Source organism: Achromobacter sp. UBA4530, assembly GCF_002388205.1.
Classification (GTDB): Bacteria; Pseudomonadota; Gammaproteobacteria; order Burkholderiales; family Burkholderiaceae_B; genus Achromobacter; species Achromobacter animicus.
In genome coordinates, this window is the sequence record NZ_DGMA01000008.1 from 502,807 (window position 1) to 520,482 (window position 17,676).

General features: G+C 66.7%; 15 protein-coding genes and 1 pseudogene. 7 read left to right on the forward strand and 9 right to left on the reverse strand.

Annotated features, from left to right (window positions below; genetic code table 11):
- The first annotated feature begins 107 nt into the window (after positions 1-107).
- Positions 108-1,340, forward strand: coding sequence for a diaminopimelate decarboxylase (lysA, locus tag B2W22_RS09115; protein WP_175138402.1), 1,233 nt, complete (start codon positions 108-110; stop codon positions 1,338-1,340).
- A 108-nt stretch (positions 1,341-1,448) separates the two neighbouring features.
- Here lysA and garL read toward each other — a convergent pair whose 3' ends face one another.
- The 4 genes from garL to B2W22_RS09135 all read right to left on the reverse strand — a co-directional run bounded on the left by garL (position 1,449) and on the right by B2W22_RS09135 (position 5,287).
- Positions 1,449-2,216: a 2-dehydro-3-deoxyglucarate aldolase gene (gene garL / locus B2W22_RS09120; RefSeq protein ID WP_056562673.1), complete on the reverse strand. Its 768-nt coding sequence runs from the start codon at positions 2,214-2,216 to the stop codon at positions 1,449-1,451.
- A 92-nt stretch (positions 2,217-2,308) separates the two neighbouring features.
- Complete coding sequence (locus B2W22_RS09125) at positions 2,309-3,421, reverse strand: Ldh family oxidoreductase (RefSeq protein WP_218344721.1); 1,113 nt, start codon at positions 3,419-3,421, stop codon at positions 2,309-2,311.
- 48 nt (positions 3,422-3,469) lie between these two features.
- A complete protein-coding gene (locus B2W22_RS09130; RefSeq protein WP_370633056.1) occupies positions 3,470-4,243 on the reverse strand; it encodes a FadR/GntR family transcriptional regulator in 774 nt (257 codons plus the stop codon).
- Positions 4,244-4,357: 114 nt separating this feature from the next.
- Positions 4,358-5,287, reverse strand: a complete 930-nt coding sequence (locus B2W22_RS09135; protein ID WP_286937271.1) for a dihydrodipicolinate synthase family protein — start codon at positions 5,285-5,287, stop codon at positions 4,358-4,360.
- 235 nt (positions 5,288-5,522) lie between these two features.
- Here B2W22_RS09135 and B2W22_RS09140 point away from each other — a divergent pair, with 235 nt between their 5' ends.
- The 3 genes from B2W22_RS09140 (at position 5,523) to B2W22_RS09150 (ending at position 8,659) form a co-directional block, all read left to right on the forward strand.
- A complete protein-coding gene (locus tag B2W22_RS09140; protein WP_286937273.1) occupies positions 5,523-6,524 on the forward strand; it encodes a Bug family tripartite tricarboxylate transporter substrate binding protein in 1,002 nt (333 codons plus the stop codon).
- A 75-nt stretch (positions 6,525-6,599) separates the two neighbouring features.
- The gene (locus B2W22_RS09145) at positions 6,600-7,571 is read left to right on the forward strand and encodes a Bug family tripartite tricarboxylate transporter substrate binding protein (protein WP_286937275.1); all 972 of its coding nucleotides are present in this window, start codon (positions 6,600-6,602) and stop codon (positions 7,569-7,571) included.
- A gap of 131 nt (positions 7,572-7,702) precedes the next feature.
- Positions 7,703-8,659 (forward strand): 2-hydroxyacid dehydrogenase, encoded by a 957-nt coding sequence (locus B2W22_RS09150; RefSeq protein WP_286937278.1) that lies wholly within the window; start codon positions 7,703-7,705, stop codon positions 8,657-8,659.
- 154 nt (positions 8,660-8,813) lie between these two features.
- Here the strand turns inward: B2W22_RS09150 and B2W22_RS09155 are convergent, their stop codons facing one another.
- The 3 genes from B2W22_RS09155 to radA form a co-directional block, all read right to left on the reverse strand.
- On the reverse strand, positions 8,814-9,032 hold the full coding sequence (locus B2W22_RS09155; RefSeq protein WP_175123496.1) for a hypothetical protein: 219 nt from the start codon (positions 9,030-9,032) through the stop codon (positions 8,814-8,816).
- A 242-nt stretch (positions 9,033-9,274) separates the two neighbouring features.
- Positions 9,275-10,054 (reverse strand): sulfite exporter TauE/SafE family protein, encoded by a 780-nt coding sequence (locus tag B2W22_RS09160; protein ID WP_286937279.1) that lies wholly within the window; start codon positions 10,052-10,054, stop codon positions 9,275-9,277.
- Between the two features lie 28 nt (positions 10,055-10,082).
- Entirely contained in the window at positions 10,083-11,444 is a 1,362-nt protein-coding gene (gene radA / locus B2W22_RS09165; protein ID WP_175123498.1) for a DNA repair protein RadA, read from the reverse strand.
- A gap of 418 nt (positions 11,445-11,862) precedes the next feature.
- Here radA and B2W22_RS09170 point away from each other — a divergent pair, with 418 nt between their 5' ends.
- From B2W22_RS09170 to hpaI, 3 genes are all read left to right on the forward strand, one after another.
- Positions 11,863-12,564: a hypothetical protein gene (locus B2W22_RS09170; protein WP_175123499.1), complete on the forward strand. Its 702-nt coding sequence runs from the start codon at positions 11,863-11,865 to the stop codon at positions 12,562-12,564.
- Positions 12,565-12,740: 176 nt separating this feature from the next.
- On the forward strand, positions 12,741-13,202 hold the full coding sequence (gene hpaR / locus B2W22_RS09175) for a homoprotocatechuate degradation operon regulator HpaR (protein WP_105239511.1): 462 nt from the start codon (positions 12,741-12,743) through the stop codon (positions 13,200-13,202).
- Between the two features lie 40 nt (positions 13,203-13,242).
- Positions 13,243-14,043, forward strand: coding sequence for a 4-hydroxy-2-oxoheptanedioate aldolase (gene hpaI, locus B2W22_RS09180; protein WP_175138408.1), 801 nt, complete (start codon positions 13,243-13,245; stop codon positions 14,041-14,043).
- A gap of 23 nt (positions 14,044-14,066) precedes the next feature.
- Here hpaI and B2W22_RS09185 read toward each other — a convergent pair.
- Together B2W22_RS09185 and B2W22_RS09190 are read right to left on the reverse strand one after the other, a co-directional pair.
- Positions 14,067-15,269: pseudogene (locus B2W22_RS09185) on the reverse strand (PepSY-associated TM helix domain-containing protein); the annotation flags it as partial.
- Positions 15,215-17,641: a TonB-dependent siderophore receptor gene (locus tag B2W22_RS09190; protein ID WP_286937283.1), complete on the reverse strand. Its 2,427-nt coding sequence runs from the start codon at positions 17,639-17,641 to the stop codon at positions 15,215-15,217. The pseudogene B2W22_RS09185 and the gene B2W22_RS09190, both read right to left, overlap by 55 nt.
- Between the last annotated feature and the right edge of the window lie 35 nt (positions 17,642-17,676).

Below are 17,676 nucleotides of genomic sequence, written 5' to 3' on the forward strand. Positions count from 1 at the left end.
TCCCATATCAGGAATGAATCGGTGTCGAAAATCAAAGCATTTTACTGGATGGACCAACGCAGGCATCATGCCGCCTTCGCTTCACTTCCCACAGGGTTCCTTTCATCATGACCTTCGATCCGCGCCAGCTCACCCAACTTGCCGCCGAACACGGCACGCCGCTTTGGGTGTACGACGCCGCCGTCATCCGCGAACGCATCGCCCAACTGCGCCGCTTCGACACGATCCGCTACGCGCAGAAGGCGTGCTCGAACCTGCACATCCTGCGCCTGATGCGCGCGCAAGGTGTGGTGGTGGATGCGGTATCCCTGGGCGAGATCGAACGCAGCCTGGCCGCCGGCTTCGACCCGCGCAGCGAACCGGAAGGCATCGTCTTCACGGCCGACCTGATCGACCACGCCACACTGGCCACCGCGCTCAAGCACGGCATCACGGTCAACGCCGGCTCGCTGGACATGCTGTCGCGTGTGGGCCAGGCGTCGCCGGGCCATCGCGTCTGGTTGCGCATCAACCCGGGCTTTGGCCACGGCCATAGCAACAAGACCAACACCGGCGGTCCGCAAAGCAAGCACGGCATCTGGATCGACGATGTGGCCGAGGCGATCTCCATCGTGCGCCGCCACGGCCTGAAGCTGGTGGGCGTGCACATGCACATCGGTTCGGGCGTGGACTACGGCCATCTTTCCAGCGTGTGCGACGCCATGGTGGACGTGGTGAAGTCGCTGGATCACGACATCGAAGCCATTTCGGCGGGCGGCGGGCTGTCGATCCCCTACCGCGACGGCGAGCCGCGCATCGACTGCGATCACTACTTCGAGCAATGGGATGCCGCGCGTCAGCGCATTGCCCAGTATCTGGGTCATGAGATCCGCCTGGAGATCGAACCCGGCCGCTTCCTGATCGCCGAGTCCGGCGTGCTGGTCGCCGAAGTGCATTCGATCAACCGGCGTCCCGAGCGCGACTTTGCGCTGGTTGACGCGGGCTTCAACGATCTGATGCGCCCGGCCATGTATGGCAGCTATCACCGGATCTCGGTGCATGCGCCGGACGGCAGCGACCCGCAGGACGCGCCGCAGACGCGCATCGCGGTGGCCGGCCCGCTGTGCGAATCGGGCGACGTATTCACGCAGAACGAAGGCGGCGTCATGACCGACCAGTTGCTGCCGCGTCCGCGCATCGGCGACTTCATGGTCTTTCACAACGCAGGTGCTTACGGTTCGTCGATGTCCTCGAACTACAACAGCCGACCGCTCGCACCGGAGGTTTTGCTGGACCAGGGCGAGGCACGCCTGATCCGGCGCCGCCAGACCGTGGCCGAGCTGCTCGCGCTGGAAGAGTAAGCCGCCTGTAAATGCAAACGGCGCCGGACAGTTTGCCTGTCCGGCGCCGGCGTAGCGGTTTCGCTCGCAACGGCCAGCGCCCCCACGGGGGCCTGGCGCATCAAGACATCAGGTCGGGAACGCCTCGCGCAACGCGAAGGTTGCCTGCTTGAATACGCCCAGGTCGGTCCCCACGGCCACGAAGTGCATCCCCATGTCCAGATAACGGCGCGCGTCGGCATGCACGGGCGCCAGAATGCCCACCGCCTTGCCTTGCGCAGTCACGCGCTGATGCAGGTGGCGGATCGCCTCCTGCACCTCGGGGTGGCCGGGGTTGCCAATATGACCCAATGCCGCAGCAAGGTCCGACGGGCCAATGAACACGCCATCCACGCCTTCGACAGCGGCGATCTCGTCCACCGCCTCGATGCCCGGACGGCTTTCGATCTGCAGCAGCACGCAGATGTTGTCGTTGATGGTGTGCAGATAGTCCGGCACCGTGCCGTAGCGGTTGCTGCGCATCGCGCCCGCCACGCCGCGGATGCCTTGCGGCGGGTAGCGCGTGGCGGCCACCGCGCGGCGCGCGTCTTCTTCGGATTCGATGAACGGAATCAAGAGGTTGTAGAAGCCGATATCCAGCAGCCGCTTGATCTCGACCGGATCATTCCAGGACGGACGCCCCACGGCCGCGCTGGCGCTGCCCTGCAGGGCCTGGAGCTGCTGCAGGAACATCGGCACCTCGTTGGGCGAGTGTTCGCCATCCAGAAGCAGCCAGTCGAAATCCGCCAGGCCGACGAGTTCGGCGGTGATGTGGCTGGACATGCACATCCAAAATCCGATGAGCCGCTCGCGGGCCAGGATGCGTTGCCGGAAACGATTGGGAAGAGGTGAATTCATTGCTGACCTCATGTCTTGAAAAGTGAACTTGGAATCCGATGGCCACGGGACCGCAAAGCGGCTCGGGCTTCTTGCGCGCGCGCCACGACCGGTCAGGCGGGATCCAGCAGATACGGCGTGCCAGCGCGCTCGCAGATGGCGCGCAGGCGTTCGGCCAGCGCTGCGGGAATCGGGATGCCCTCGCGCAGCCGGCGCATGCGCTCGGCCGCTTCGGGCTCGCCCGCCACCAGCACGGGTTCGGCGGGATCGGCGGGCGGCGTGTCGTGCATGGCGTCGATCATGTCGTCCATGTCGGTTTCGAACGACCCGGCCGCGCGGAAGGCGTCGGGGTTGAGCGCCAAAAAGAAATGTCCGACGTCGTCGGGCTCGCCGGGGCGGCGCGTGCCCGCACGCCGCGCAGCGAACGCGCTGCCGCTGAGCGTGCCGCCCAGGATCTGCGCCATCATCGCCAGGCCATAGCCTTTGTGGCTGCTCATGGCGGTGGTGCCGCCCAACGGCGTGAGGCCGCCCTCGGGGCGCTTGAAGATGTACTGCATGGCCGCATCCGCGTCCGTGACCGGCGCGCCCTGCCCGTCCACCGCCCAGCCCGGCGGCAGCGGCTTGTCCAGGAAGTCGTAGACCTTGACCTTGTTGGCCGCGACGGTCGTCGTCGCCATGTCGAGCACGAAGGGTTCGTTGTAGGCGGCGGGCGCACCGAACGCGATGGGATTGGTGCCCAGCATCGGCATCGCGCCGCGCGTGGGCACCATGATGACGCCGTTGGCGCTGCTGGTGACCAGTCCCACCACGCCGCGCTCGACGGCGATGCGCGCATAGACGCCGGCCGCGCCGAAGTGGTGCGAGTTGCAGACCGAGACAGCGCCCACGCCGTGTTCCAGCGCCTTGTCCACGGCCAGGTTCATGGCCTGCGCGGCGACCGGATAGCCCAGGCCACCCATGCCGTCGATCAGCGCGCTGGCGCCGCCGTCGCGCACCACGCGAGCCCGTGCGTCCAGCCGCAGCGTGCCGGCGCGCCATTTGTCCTCATAGGCGGGCAGCATGGAGATGCCATGCGAATCGATGCCCAGCAGGTCCGTGCGCGCCATCAGGCCCGCGGTGATGTGGGCAAGGTCTTCGGCCATGCCCCATGCCATCAGCACCTGCAGGATCTGTTCTCGCACCTGCTCCACCGGCACGGCCGTGGCGTTTGCTCCGTTCCCTGACACTGTCTGTCTCCTGTCGTCTTGTAGGTGAGGCGGGCGTCGGCAGCGGTGTCAGTCCCGGTCGCGGTCGACCAGTCTGTGCCGCGCCTGACCCAGATGGAATTGCATGGCGACGCGCGCGCGTTCGCCGTCCTGTTCGCGGATGGCGTCCAGGATGGTGGCATGTTCGTCCACAACGCGCTGCGCGCGCTGGCGCGAGCCGGTGCGCGTCAGGTTGAGCGTCAGTCGCATGAAGCCGCTGATGGACTCATGGATGCTTTCAAGCACGCCCAGATAGAAGTCGTTGCCGCTGGCCTCGGCAATGCTGGCATGAAAGGCCAGATCCGCTTCGGCGGACACTTGTCCCTTTGCCAGCGTGTCGGCAAATGCGGCGTGAGCGTCGGCAATCTTTCCGAGCTGGTCGTCGGTGCGCCGCAGCGCCGCCAGACGCGCGGCATCGCCCTCCAGCGCCACACGCACCTCCTGGGCGCGCAGATAGGCGCTGACATTCTGCACATCGTTGAAGGCCTTCAGGCGCGGCGCAGGCTGGTGGCTGACAAAAGTGCCCAGGCCCTGGTGCGCGGTGATGAGGCCGTCGGCGCGCAGGCGCAGCAAGGCTTCGCGCACGACGGGCCGCGACACGCCGAAGCGTTCGGAGATTTCGTTTTCGGACGGCAGCTTGTCGCCGACGTTCAGTCCGCCGGACACGATCTGTTCGAAGATCTGCCCGTAAAGCTGGTCCGCCAGCCGCACCCGGTGCCCGCGTTCCAGCACCGGCGCGGCGGGCGCTTGCGCCTCGTCGGGCGCGTGCGGCGTGGATGAGGGGGATGCTTTGGGTCGAGCCACGGAAACTCCTGGTAGTAGGGCCTGTCCTCGCGCGGAGAACAGGCCCTGAAAGACTGCTGCGATGCGCGGACGGCGCTCATCGTACCCGCATTGCGTCCGCTGCGCCGCACGCGGTCATGCCGTGGCGGCTTCGCGGTCCCAGGCGGCCAGCGCGCGCGCCACGGGCGCTACGCGTTCGCGCTCGGTGCTGGAGATGCCGGTCAGGAGCGGCAGCATCGGGCCCATGTCCGCCACGCCCGACAGCGTCACGGCATCGTGCAGCACGCGAATGGGGCTGATGCCGTCGCGGCAGTCTTCCAGGCCCATGTACTGCTCACGCACGGCTTCGGCTTCGTCGAAGCGGCCTTCCTGCAAGAGATGCAGAAGGCGCATCGAACCGCGCGGCGCCACGCAGACGGATCCCGACGTGAAGCTCTTCAGGCCGAATTCGCGGTAGTGGACAATGGCCGGGCGCTCGCCGATGCCGCTGACGACCCAGCGCGAATCCACGGCTTGCAGCAGCGCGGACAGGTAGGCGTCCTCGGACGGGTTGTCGCGCACGACGGCGTACTTGAAGGCGACGAGACGCCCTTCCTCGATCAGACGTGCCGCGGTTTCCGGGGCCAGGTAGTCGGCCGACTTGATGTAGACCACCGCAGGCTTGCCCAGCGCATCCGTGAAGCGGCGCACGCCGTCGGCCAGCCCGGCGTCGGTATAGGGGAAGGACATGGGCAGCAGCATCGCGGTCGGAAAGGCGCGCGATCGCAGGATGGCGGCCTGGTCCATCATCTTGCCGTAGTCGGGCCCCACCGAGGGCAGGATCCAGGTGTCCGGACCCGCCAGGCTTGCCAGCATGTCCACGATGCGTGCATATTCGCTCACACCCACGTTGTAGAAATTGGCGTTGCCGCCATACATGACGTTGCGCACGCCGCCCGCTTCCAGGTGGCCGAGCAGCGTCTTGTTGGCCGCTTCGTTCAGCGACAGATCGGCGTTGCGGGCCAGCGGCGGCACGGCGATGACCGAGCGCTGCAGATCCTGGGCGGTGACCGGGGTGGTTTTCATGGAAGGGGCTCCTGGCGGGTGGGTTGTCAGTGCGGTTGTCAGATAAGTAAGGTGAAAAAAGTATACTTGGTTGACAAGCTATAGCTCAATACCTATATTTGTTTTACAAGTAGTTCGGCAGCACACAAGTCGCATGAGGCGCGGGCCGCATGCGACTTTGAGCTCCCGGCTCGCCGGGAGCGGAATACCCCCAGAAACGATGCGCGGCCACGCGCACACCGAGGAGACGAATTCCATGCATGCAGCCCCTGTGCGAGGCCGGTTTATTGCGGCCGCCCTGCTGACGGCCACCGCCTTTGCCCTGCCGGCCTCGCCGGCCTTCGCGGACTACCCCGAACGCGAAGTCAAGATCATCGTGCCCTTCCCCGCCGGCGGCACCGCCGACATCGCTGCGCGCGTCGTGGCGGCCGAATTGGGCAAGAGCTGGAACAAGCCCGTGGTGGTCGACAACAAGGCGGGCGCCGGCGGCAATGTCGGCTCGGCCGAAGCCGCGCGCGCCACGCCCGACGGCTATACCTTCCTGATGGGCACGGTCAGCACCCACGCCATCAATCAGTCCGTGTACGCCAAGCTGCCCTATGACCCGGTCAAGGACTTCGTGCCGGTGACGCTGGTGATCCCGGTGCCCAACATCCTGGAGGTCAACCCCAAGTTCGCCGACAAGCACGGCATCGGCAACGTGGCGGACCTGATCAAATACCTGAAGGCCAATCCCGACAGCGTCAACATGGCGTCCACGGGCAACGGCACTTCCACGCATCTGTCGGGCGAACTCTTCCAGAGCATGACCGGCACGCGCATGACGCACGTGCCCTACAAGGGCAGCAGCCCCGCCCTCACCGACGTGATGGCCGGGCAGGCGGACCTGATCTTCGACAATCTCCCCTCGTCCATGGGCTTTATCAAAGCCGGCAAACTGCGCCCGCTGGCAGTGACGACCGCCAACCGCTCGCCCGCCCTGCCCGACGTGCCCACGATGGCCGAGGCCGGCGTGAAGGGCTACGAGGCCTCGAGCTGGTTCGGTCTGCTGGCGCCGGCCGGCACGCCGCCCGCCATCGTGGAAAAGGTCCAGCGCGACGTGGCGGCGGCCTTGCAGCAGGAGCCCGTGCGCGCACAGCTTCAGGCGCAAGGCGCGACCCCCTCCGGCAACACGCCCGCCCAGTTCAAGCAGTTCATGGCCCAGGAAACCGTCAAGTGGGCCGACGTTGTGAAGAAATCCGGCGCCAAGGTCGACTGACCCTGCGCCGATCCGGGGCCCGTCCGCAACGCGTGAGCGGCGGGCTCTTCATCATCACGCGAACCAGGAGACACCATGAGCAAACTGATCAGCGCCGTACTCGCGGCGGGCGCCGTTGTGCTTGGGTCGCCGGCGGCCCTTGCCGCCGGTTACCCGGAAAAGCCCGTCACCATGATCGTGCCCTTCGTGCCAGGCGGTTCTTCCGACATCACCGGGCGCTCGGTCACGCCGGCGCTGGCGAAGATCCTGGGGCAGACCTTCGTCGTCGAGAACAAGCCGGGCGCGAACAGCGCGATCGGCGCGCAGGCGCTGGCCCGCTCCACGCCCGACGGCTACACCATGATGGTCGGATCCATCGGCACCTTCGCCATCAACGAAGCCCTGTACAAGAACCTGTCGTACAACCCCAGCAAGGACTTCACCTACCTGACGCAGGCGGTGCGCAACCCCAACGTGCTGGTCGCGGCGACGTCGTTCCCGGCCAGCACCGTGGCCGAACTGGTCGACTACGCCAAGAAGAATCCGAACCGCGTGTCGTACGCCTCGTCCGGCACGGGATCGTCGGACCACCTGTCGGCTGTGCTGTTCCGGCAGCGCACGCAAAGCACCGGCGTCGACGTGCCGTACAAGGGCGGCGGCGCCGCCATCGCGGACCTGATCGGCGGCCAGGTCAACGTGTCCTTCCAGAATCTGGGCGCGGTGCAGAACCACATCAAGGCGGGCAAGCTGAAGGCGCTGGCCATCACGGGCGACACGCGCGCGACCGACCTGCCCGACGTGCCGACGCTGGCCGAGGCCGGCATCAAGGATATGGTCGTGTATTCCTGGCAGGGCTTTGCCGTGCCCAAGGGTACGCCGCAGCCGGTCGTCGACAAGCTGGCCGAAGCCCTGCGCACCGCGCTGCGCGAACCGCAGACGCAGAAGACGCTGCAAGGCCTGGGCTTTGAAGTGGTCGCCAACACGCCGCAGCAGTTCGCGGAATTCCAGCAGGCCGAGGTCAAGCGCTGGAAGGACGTGATCCAGAAAGCCAACATCCAGCTCGAGTAAAGCGACGGGATGCCCGAAGGCTGGCATCTTTTGTCCGCGGCCCGTCCCGATCCCGCGGATGCGGGGCTGGCCCGCGGTCTTGCGCATGAATCAAGTAGCATGAACCCTTCGCCACCCAACCGTACGACAACATGACCACCAAGCAACGCATCATCCAGGTCGGCTCGCTGGCCGGCTCTCCCTCCGCCAACAAGCGCCTGGCCGACGGCTATGACGTCATCGAATTGTGGAAGTACCCGGACCGCAAGGCCGCGCTGGCCGAACATGGCAAGGGCGTCACCGCCGTCGTCACGTCCGCGAATTTCGGCGCCAACGCCGAACTCATCAACGCGCTGCCCGACCTGAAGGCCATCTGCAGTTGGGGCGTGGGTTACGAGACGATCGATGTCGACGCCGCGCGCAAGCGTGGCGTGCTGGTCAGCAATACGCCGGACGTGTTGACGGATTGCGTGGCCGATCTGGCCTGGGGCCTGTTGATCGCAGGCGCGCGCCGCATGGGCCAGGGCGAACGCTTCGTGCGTGCCGGCCAATGGGGTCAGGTGCACGGCAGCATTCCGCTGGGGCTGCGCGTCAGCGGCAAGAAACTGGGCATCGTGGGTCTGGGCCGCATCGGCGAAGCCATCGCCAAGCGCGGTACGGGCTTTGACATGGACGTGCGCTATCACAACCGCAGAAAGCGCGACGACGTCGACTATGGTTACGAGGCCTCGCTGACGGACCTGGCCAAGTGGGCCGATTTCCTGATCGTGGCAACCGTCGGCGGACCGAGCACGCGCCACCTGGTGAACCGCGAGGTGCTCGAGGCGTTGGGACCCAAGGGCATCATCGTCAACATTGCACGCGGGCCGGTCATCGACGAGACGGCGCTGGTCGCCGCGCTTGAAGACGGCAAGCTGGGCTGCGCCGCGCTCGACGTCTTCGAACACGAGCCCAAGGTGCCGGAAGCGCTGATCAAGAGCGACAAGACCGTGCTGCTGCCGCACATCGGCAGCGCCACCGAGGAAACGCGTCTGGCAATGGAAGACATGATGCTGGAGAACCTGCAGTCGTTCTTCGAGAACGGCCGCGTGATCACGCCAGTGGAGTAAGCGAATGCGGCCGCCGCCGGCATGGCGCGCGGCTTGAAGCAGAAATGAAAAAGCCTCTCGGCGCCCATACCGAGAGGCTTTCGACTTTCCGGCCCCCGCGTGTCCGGTCAGTCTTTGTCGCGCAAAGGAACGTGGGCGTCGCCGCCCGGCGCGGTTACTTGGTCGGCGTCGTGGCGCCGGACTTGTGGTTGGTCGCTGCGCCTGCTGAATGCTTGGCGGACGACTTGTCAGCCTTGTGATGCTTGTGATGCGCCTGGGTCTTGGTGTCGCCGGTCTTGCTGGCGCCAGCCGCGAACGCAGACGGCGCGGCAGCGAGGCCAAGGCACAGGGCCGAAGTGGAAAGAAACGCAGCAATGCGGGAGTGAGTCGTCATGTAAGTACTCCTGGTTGGTGAAGGGCATATGCCCTTTTCCGTTACGGGGCGGCACGATGCCGCTAGGCCCGTATGCGGTTGGAAGCTTGCCCGCCAAGAAGGTTCAACACCGAACCACAATTTTTCGGTCACTAAAAAATTGTTGCCCCCACGCCGCACTCGCTTCGCTCGCTTGCTGCCCCCCGAGGGGGCTGCCCCGCCTTCGGGCGGCCGGGCGGCGGGGCGGCTGTTCTTTTGTCGGTTTAACCTTCAAACGCCAACAGCGCGACGGTGGCAAACAGCATCAGCGCAAAGCAAGCTCTCAGCTTGCGTTCAGGAAGCCGGTACGCAAGCCGCACGCCGATGGGCACGAGGATGAGGCTGCCGATCGCGAGCGGCGCGCCGACCATCCAGTTGGCCTGCCCTGCCCACGTGTAGGTGACGAGCGCGATCATCGAGCCCGGAATCACCATGCTGAGCGCGAGCGCTTGCGCGGCGGTCTGCGGCAGGCGAAAGACCGATGTGATGATGGGAACGGCCAGCACCGCGCCGCCCACGCCGAAGAACCCGCCAAGCGTGCCGCACAGCATGCCCAGCACGCTGGCGCGCCGCGGCGTGAAGACGGGCGTGGCGCGTGTCGGCCGCGGTGCGTGGTGGGCCGCCGGGCGCGAGGCGCGCCACGTCTGCCAGACGTAGAACAGCGCTATGAAGAACAGGAACACCGCGAAGCTCTGACGCAGCAAGGTCGAGTCGATGCCCAGCGCCATCTGCGCGCCCACCCACGTGAACACCACGGCGCCCGCCGCACCGGCCAACGCGACGCGCTTGTCGATGCGCGTCTGCTGGTTGTATTTGCGCACGGCCATCATGATGGTCGGCAAGACCATGATGAGCGCCGTGCCCTGCGCGAGCTGCTGCGACATGCCCATCAGCAGGACCAGGGCCGGAATGGCGATCAGCCCGCCCCCGATGCCCAGCACGCCGCCCATGAAACCGATCATGCAGCCGGCGGCCAGGCATGCGGCGATGACGAACAGACTCACGTATTGCTCCAACCAACGACGCCACGCATCAGCGCAGCTTTTCCAGTGCCGCGTCCAGCCGGTCCACCGCCCAGATCTCCAGGCCCTCGATGGGCTGGCGCGGCGCGTTGGCCTTGGGGATGAGGGCCACCGAAAAGCCGAGCTTGGCGGCTTCGCGCAGGCGCTCCTGCCCGCGCGGGGCGGGACGGATCTCGCCGGCCAGACCGACTTCGCCGAACGCGATCAGACCGCGCGGCAGCGGCCGGTCGCGCAGCGAAGACATGATGGCCAGCAGCACCGGCAGGTCGGCCGCGGGTTCGGTGATGCGCACGCCGCCCACCGCGTTGACGAACACGTCCTGATCGAAGGTGGACACGCCCGCATGCCGGTGCAGCACGGCCAGCAGCATGGCAAGCCGGTTGCCTTCCAGGCCGACCGTCAGGCGGCGCGGATTGGGCGCATGGGAACTGTCGACGAGCGCCTGGATTTCGACCAGCAACGGGCGTGTGCCTTCCTGCGTGGCCATGACGCACGAGCCCGCGACCTGCTGTTCGTGTTGAGACAGGAACAAGGCGGACGGATTGGCCACGCCGCGCAGGCCGCGGTCGGTCATGGCGAACACGCCCAGTTCGTTGACGGCGCCAAAGCGGTTCTTGAACGCGCGCACCAGGCGGAACGACGAATGCGTGTCGCCCTCGAAATACAGCACGGTATCCACGATGTGTTCCAGCACGCGCGGGCCGGCCAGCGCGCCGTCTTTGGTGACATGGCCGATCATGACGATCGCGATGCCCGTCTGCTTGGCCAGCCGCGTCAGTTGCGCGGCACATTCGCGCACCTGCGAGACCGAGCCCGGCGCCGCGGTGAGTTCGCCGCTGTACAGCGTCTGGATCGAGTCGATGACGGCAACCGACGGCTTTTGTTCCGACACCGCGGCCTGGATGGCTTCGAGGCGGATTTCGGCCAGCAAATTGACGTTGCCGGTTTGCAGGCCAAGCCGGCGCGCGCGCAGCGCGACCTGTTCGGCGGATTCTTCGCCCGTGACGTACAGCACGTTGGTGGACTCTGACAGCGAAGCCAGCGCCTGCAATAGCAGCGTCGACTTGCCAATGCCGGGGTCGCCGCCGATCAGCACCACCGCGCCGGCCACCAGGCCGCCACCAAGCACGCGGTCGAATTCGTCCAGGCCGGTGGGCGTGCGCGGGGTTTCGCGGGCCTCGATTTCGGACAGGCTGCGCACCGGGCTGGACGAGGCCAGCGGCGCATAACGATGGGCAGCGGCCGCGGGCGCGGACGATTCCACCGTTTCTTCAAGCGTGTTCCACGCGTTGCAATGCGGGCATTTTCCCTGCCACTTGGGGGTGGTGCCGCCGCAATCGGCGCACACATATACGGTTCGGGTTTTTGCCATGCGCGAAAGTGTACCCGGCAACCTGCGGGCGCTGCGCCAGTACCGAGATCGTTTTGGCACACCGATTGCGCACGGGCGAAAGGCATTTCTTTCAGACAGCTTTCACAAACCGCCCAGCGCAGTGGTTACATGATGCAAACAGAAGAAATTTCCTGCCCGATCCGTTTCAAATCGCGCATAATCGCCAGGTGCAGCGCATATTGTCGAACCGTCCCGACCGGACGGCATACTCCACGACGGACGTCCTTGCGACGCACTGCGTGGGGAATCGCGGCGCAATCACTCGCGGCCTTTCACGAGACCGCTCAAACCGGAACATGACCCCAGCACGACCAGACGCCGGACCACCGGCGCGGCGCTCGCAAAGGTCGAACGCGGATACGCTGTGCCACCCGGCGTATGTGCGAGGAGTACGCGCATGAGCATTACTTATCGCCCCCCTTTTGACGAAGACGATGAACGGGATCTGCGCGCCCTGTACCGCAAGCCGGGTCCCGGCGCCAATCCGGAACTGGATGCCGCGGTACGACGCAGATGGCACCCCGGCCATAGCTGGCATCCCGGTTGGGGCGCCGCCGCCTGCGCCGTGATGGTCGCAGGCCTGTTTGCATGGACCGACATGCGCGAGGCCATCGAGGACACCGAGCCTCAGATGCAACTGGTGGCTGTACAGGAAAGCGACGCCGCGCAGACTGCGCCTTCCGCGTCCGCCGCGCCGGCCAGCGATCCGTCGCCTCTGCGCCGCGTCGTCGCCCTGCAACAGGAACCAGCCGTCCCGGCACAGCCGGCGGTGTCGCAGCCTGCATCGACCCAACCCGTATCGACCCATCCTGCAGCGGCGCAATCCGCCGCGGCCGCAGCACCCGCCGAGCCCGCGGCCCCTGAAACGGCTGCGCAGGAATCCGCGCAAGCAGCCGCGCAGGAGGCCCCGGCAGAAGCACAGCAGGTTGCAGCCTTTACCGAGCAGGACATCGAGGCGCGCGTGGCCCAGATCCGCGGCCTGATCGTGGACGACCGTGAAGAAGACGCCGTGCAGGCATTGCGCGAGCTGCAGCGGGGCGCGCCCGATTTTGCCCTGCCTGACGACCTGCAGGAACTGTCCCGCCAGAACCCGGCGTGACGTCCGGGACTGGCCCTCGCCAGTCCCAACGCGGCCTTGGCATTGCCGCCAGACCGCGCCGCTGATCCGCCCCCCTGACCTGCCCCTGCCCCGGCCCGCCGCCGCGCCGGGGCAGGCCTCGTTCAGGCCTGAATAATTGAGCATTTTTTGGGCGGCTTCTTGCTAACATAGCCGCCATGAGTCCGAGCTTCCACCACCGCAATCTTCCCCATTTGCTGCTCTACGCGCGCGAAACGCTGATGGCGCATTTCCGCCCCATCCTGCACGCAGCCGGCGTCACCGAACAGCAATGGCGGGTCTTGCGCACGCTGAGCGAGGTAGGCTCGCTGGAACCCAATCAGATCGCCCGGGCCTGTCAGATCCTGAGCCCCAGCCTCACGCGCATGCTGGCCGGCATGGAAGAGCAAGGGCTCATCAAGCGCACGCGGTCCAGCGCCGACCAGCGCCGCCAGGAAATCTCCCTGACCGCCAAAAGCAACAAGCTCATCGACCGCATGCGGCCCCAGGTCGACGCGAAGTACCAGGAAATCGAAGAAAGGATCGGCAAGGAATTGCTGGAGCGCCTGTACACCGATGTGGACGCCATGGTCGACCTCATCAAGCGCGACGGCCCCACCCGCGATGCCGGTACGCCCTGAACGTCAATCCCCTCTCCTCCCTCCACGCGATTCCCAGTCCATGGACCTCCTGACCAATACGTTCAAGCAAGCCCTGCGCGACGGCAAACCCCAGATCGGCCTGTGGGCCGGCCTGGCCAGCGCCTACACCTCGGAAATCCTTGCGGGCGCCGGGTTCGACTGGCTGCTGATCGACGGCGAGCACGCGCCCAATACGCTCGACTCCACCCTCGCCCAATTGCAGTCCGTGGCGGCGTATCCGGTTGCCCCCGTGGTGCGTCCGGCCTGGAATGACCCCGTCCAGATCAAGCAGATCCTGGACACCGGCGCGCAGACGGTGCTGGTGCCCATGATCCAATCGGCACAGGAAGCGGCCGCCGCGGTTGCTGCCGTGCGCTATCCGCCGCAGGGCATCCGCGGCGTGGGCAGTGCGCTGGCGCGCGCGTCGCGCTGGAATCGCATTCCCAACTACCTTGAACGCGCCAACGACCAGATGTGCGTGCTGGTGCAGATCGAAACCCCGGACGGCATCGCGGCGCTTGACGAGATCCTGGCCGTGGACGGCGTGGATGGTGTCTTTATCGGACCCGCCGACCTGTCGGCCAGCATGGGCTACCTGGGCCAGCCGGAGCATCCCGTGGTCGAGAAGACCATCGACGATGCCATCGCGCGCATCGTGCGGTCCGGCAAGGCGGCAGGCATCCTGCACAGCGGCGTGAAGCAGGCCAAGCATTACCTGTCCTTGGGCGCGACCTTCGTGGCGGTGGGCGTGGACGCCGTACTGCTGGCGCGCGCGGCCGAGGCGCTGGCCGGCGAGTTCAAGGAACTGGCCGCCGTCGGCGCGAGCAAGGGTCCGTACTGACGGGCGCGGCGGCGCGTCCACCACAGCCAGACCCCGGTCACGCTTAGCGCCAGCGTAACCACGCCGACCAGCGCCACCATCAGCTGCAACGGCCAGCCCCAGAACGCCGCCATGTGCAGGCTGGTCAGCCAATGCTTGGCGGTATCGCCGGCGGCCCTGCCCGTTGGAAGATGGCTGCCCACGAGCTGCCCATTCACCGCATTGAACACGACCGACGTCGCGCCGCTGCGCGTGCGCAGATCCCGGCTGCTGCGCACGCTGTAGCGATACAGCTTGCGGCGCGCATCCAGCGCCAGCCAGTGTTCGCCGAGCACGACGAAGCCTTCGCGGGCAGCCAGTTCCGCCATCAGCCGCCGCCCGGCGTCGCGGGCCTGCGCGGGCGGCATCGGGTCACCGGCCGCCACGGCCGCGCCGCGCCGGGGATCGGCCTGATAGCTCAGACCGGCACGCATCACCGGATCGTAAATGGAGGGCAGGTTCAGCGCGACGCTGCTCCATGCCATCAGCGTCAGCGCTGCCCACAGCCACAGCCCGCCGGCACGATGCAGATCGTAGTTGCGCTTATGCGGACCGCCCCGCCAGCGGATGCGCCAGGCGGGTGCCCAGCGCTGCCACGCGGAGGACGCCGGCTTGCGCGCTCGGGGCCGGGCAGGCAGCGTGAGCCACGCGCCGACGAATCCGTCCAGCGTCCACGCCAAGGCGACGATGCCGAGCAACAGCTCGCCGATACCCTCGAACAGCAGGGCCGTGTGGATCCGATGCAGGAACGGCATCAGGTTACGCAGCCCTTCCCGCGGATCGCCCCAGCGGCGCTGGCCCAGAATGGCGCCGGAGTACGGGTCGACGAAGACCTCGTGCAGCACCGGCGCGCCCGCGCCTTCCTCGTGCAGCCAGACCGGGAACGGCACGCTGCGGCCGCCCTGTCCGCCGAGCGGCGTGGCGGGCATCGCCGCGGCTGGCGCGAGTCGGGCTACGTGTTCCCGCAGGATCAACGCGTCCAGCCGCGTGGCATCCGCCGAAGGCGGCGCCACGCGATGCAAGGCCGGCGCGGTGGCGGCGTCCAGCGTGTCGTACCACGCCAGCGGGATGCCGGTCAGCGCCACCAGGCATAGAAAGCCGGCCAGCACCAGGCCGGTCCCGCGATGCAGCCGCAGCAGCGCGGCGCGCACGTTCACCAGCGGTAGCTCACCGTGCCGATGATGCGGCGCGGCTCGCCGTAGTCGCACACGCCGCCGTAGCAGATCGACGGGATGTAGGTCTTGTCCGTCAGGTTGGTGACGTTGAGCGCGTAGAGCCACGGCCCGCTTTCATAACTGACGCGCGCGTCGATCAACGTGTAGCCCGCGCCGCCGAGCGAACCGCTGGACGGCCGGTCGGGACGCGCCGAGACGTAGCGCACGCCGGCGCCGGCCTTAAGTCCCATCAGCACCCACTCCGACAGGTTCACGTCGGTCCACAGAGAAGCAGCGTGCAGAGGCGTGTTGAAGCGCTCGCCCTCTTCGCCCGGCAGATTGCTCTTGACCACGCGGGCGTCGGTGTAGGTGTAGGCGGCAATCACATCGATTTGCGGCGTGACGCGTGCGCGCGCCTCGAGCTCCAGGCCGCGCGAGCGCACTTTGCCGGTCTGCACCAGAAAGGTCGGATCCACCGGATCCGACGTGAGCACGTTCTTGCGCTCCAGGTTGAACAGCGCCGCGCTCAGCATGATGTCTTGACCGGCGGGCTGATATCGGATGCCGACTTCGTACTGCGTCCCGCGGCTGGGCTCGAAGGCGCCCTCGGTGCGGTCGCGTCCGCTGGTGGGTTCGAACGACTGGCTGAAGCTGACGTACGGCGCCAGACCATTGTCCGCCAGATACACCACGCCGGCGCGGCCGGTGAAGGCGGTGTCCTTGTCGTTCGAATTGGTGGACGGCGCGTGCAAGGCGCGGTTCTCGGCGCGCACGTTGTCATACCGTCCACCCAGCAGCACCACCACCTTGTCCGCAATCTTCAACTGATCCTGAAGGTAGATGCCAAGGCGATGCTCGGTGTTGCGGCGCTGCTGCCAGGGCAGGACCACGACATCGCCGGGCATATAAACCGGATCGAAGACGTCGATGGGCCGCAGATTGCCGCGCAGGCGGTCGCTGTTGTAGGTCGAGCGCGTGTAATCGAAGCCCGCAAGAATCGTCTGCGTCACCGGCCCCGTTTCAAATCGCTTTTCGATGTTGGTATCGATCGTCTGCACCGTGGTGCGGTCATCGAAACCGCGTGCCGAACGCGCCACCCTGCGCTGCGTCGCGGCGTCCACGTCGCCTTGCAGCAGCACGTAGCGCATCGTCAGGTCCGCGTCGTAGTAGCGCATCGACTGGCGGAATTTCAGCGTGTCATTGAACGCATGTTCGATCAGCACGGCCAACGACGTCGATTCGACATCGAAGCGGTTGTTGTTGGGCTCGCCCAGAAAGCGCGAACGCGGAACCTGTCCGTTCGGGTTGGTCCAGAGCGAGCCGGTGACCGGCACCTCCGTCGGATTGATCGTCTTGCTGCGCTGATAGTTGGCCAGCAGCGTGACCGAGGTGGCCGCTGACGGGCGCCACGTCAACGCGGGCGCGATGTAGGTGCGATCGTCGGCGCTGTAGTCGATGAACTGCTTGCTCTCGCGAAACAGGCCGGTCAGGCGATAGGACCACACGCCGGCCTCATCGATCGGACCGCCGATGTCCGCCGACACCTGACGGCGGTCGAAACTGCCGCCGTCCAGATTGATCTCGCCCATCGTTTCGCCGGGCGGACGCTTCGTCACGGTGTTGACGATGCCACCCGGCGCGGCGGCGCCATACAGCACGGATGACGGCCCGCGCAGCACCTCCACCCGCTCCAGTCCGTACGGCTCCTGCTTACCGTTGTACTGATTGATCATGTAGCGCATGCCGTCGCGGTAATAGCTGCCGGTCTGCGGGTTGGCTTCGAAGCCGCGGATGCTCATCGTGTCTTCGAACATCGAGCTCTTGGCGACGATGCCGGGCATGATGCCGGGCGTATAGCCCAGCGCCTGCTGCAGGTTCTGCGCCTTCTGATCGCTGATCTGCGCGGCGCTCACCACCGAGATCGACTGCGGCGTTTCGATGATCGGCGTATCGGTCTTGGTGGCCGTGGCGCTGTTCGTGGCGGCGATGCCCAGCACCGGGCCATCCGGGCGTTCGATCTGGGCGGTCACCGCAATCGGCTCCAGCAGCGTCACGTCCTGGCGGCCTTGCCGCAGGACGAAGCCGCCATCGGGCAGACGTTCCGCCACGAGACCAGTGCCGGTCAGCAACGCGGCCATCCCGGCCTCGGGCGTATACCGGCCGCGTACGCCGGGGCTCTGCCGGCCGCTGCTCAGATCGCCGTGGCCGCTGACGAAGAGGCCGGCTTCGGCGGAAAACAGATTGAGCACCTGGCTCAACGGTCCGGCCGGGATGTCGTAGTCGCGGACCTGCGTCTGGATGGACTGCGCGTGCACGACGCCCAGGGGCGCCCCGCCGCTCAGCATCACGCCGATGGCAAGCGCCAGCGGGGCGATGCGCGCGCGGCGGCGCGGAAGGTTGGGGAAAACAGTGAGGGGGTTGGTCATGCCACGAATCCGCGATATGGGTGTTGAATTGCCCA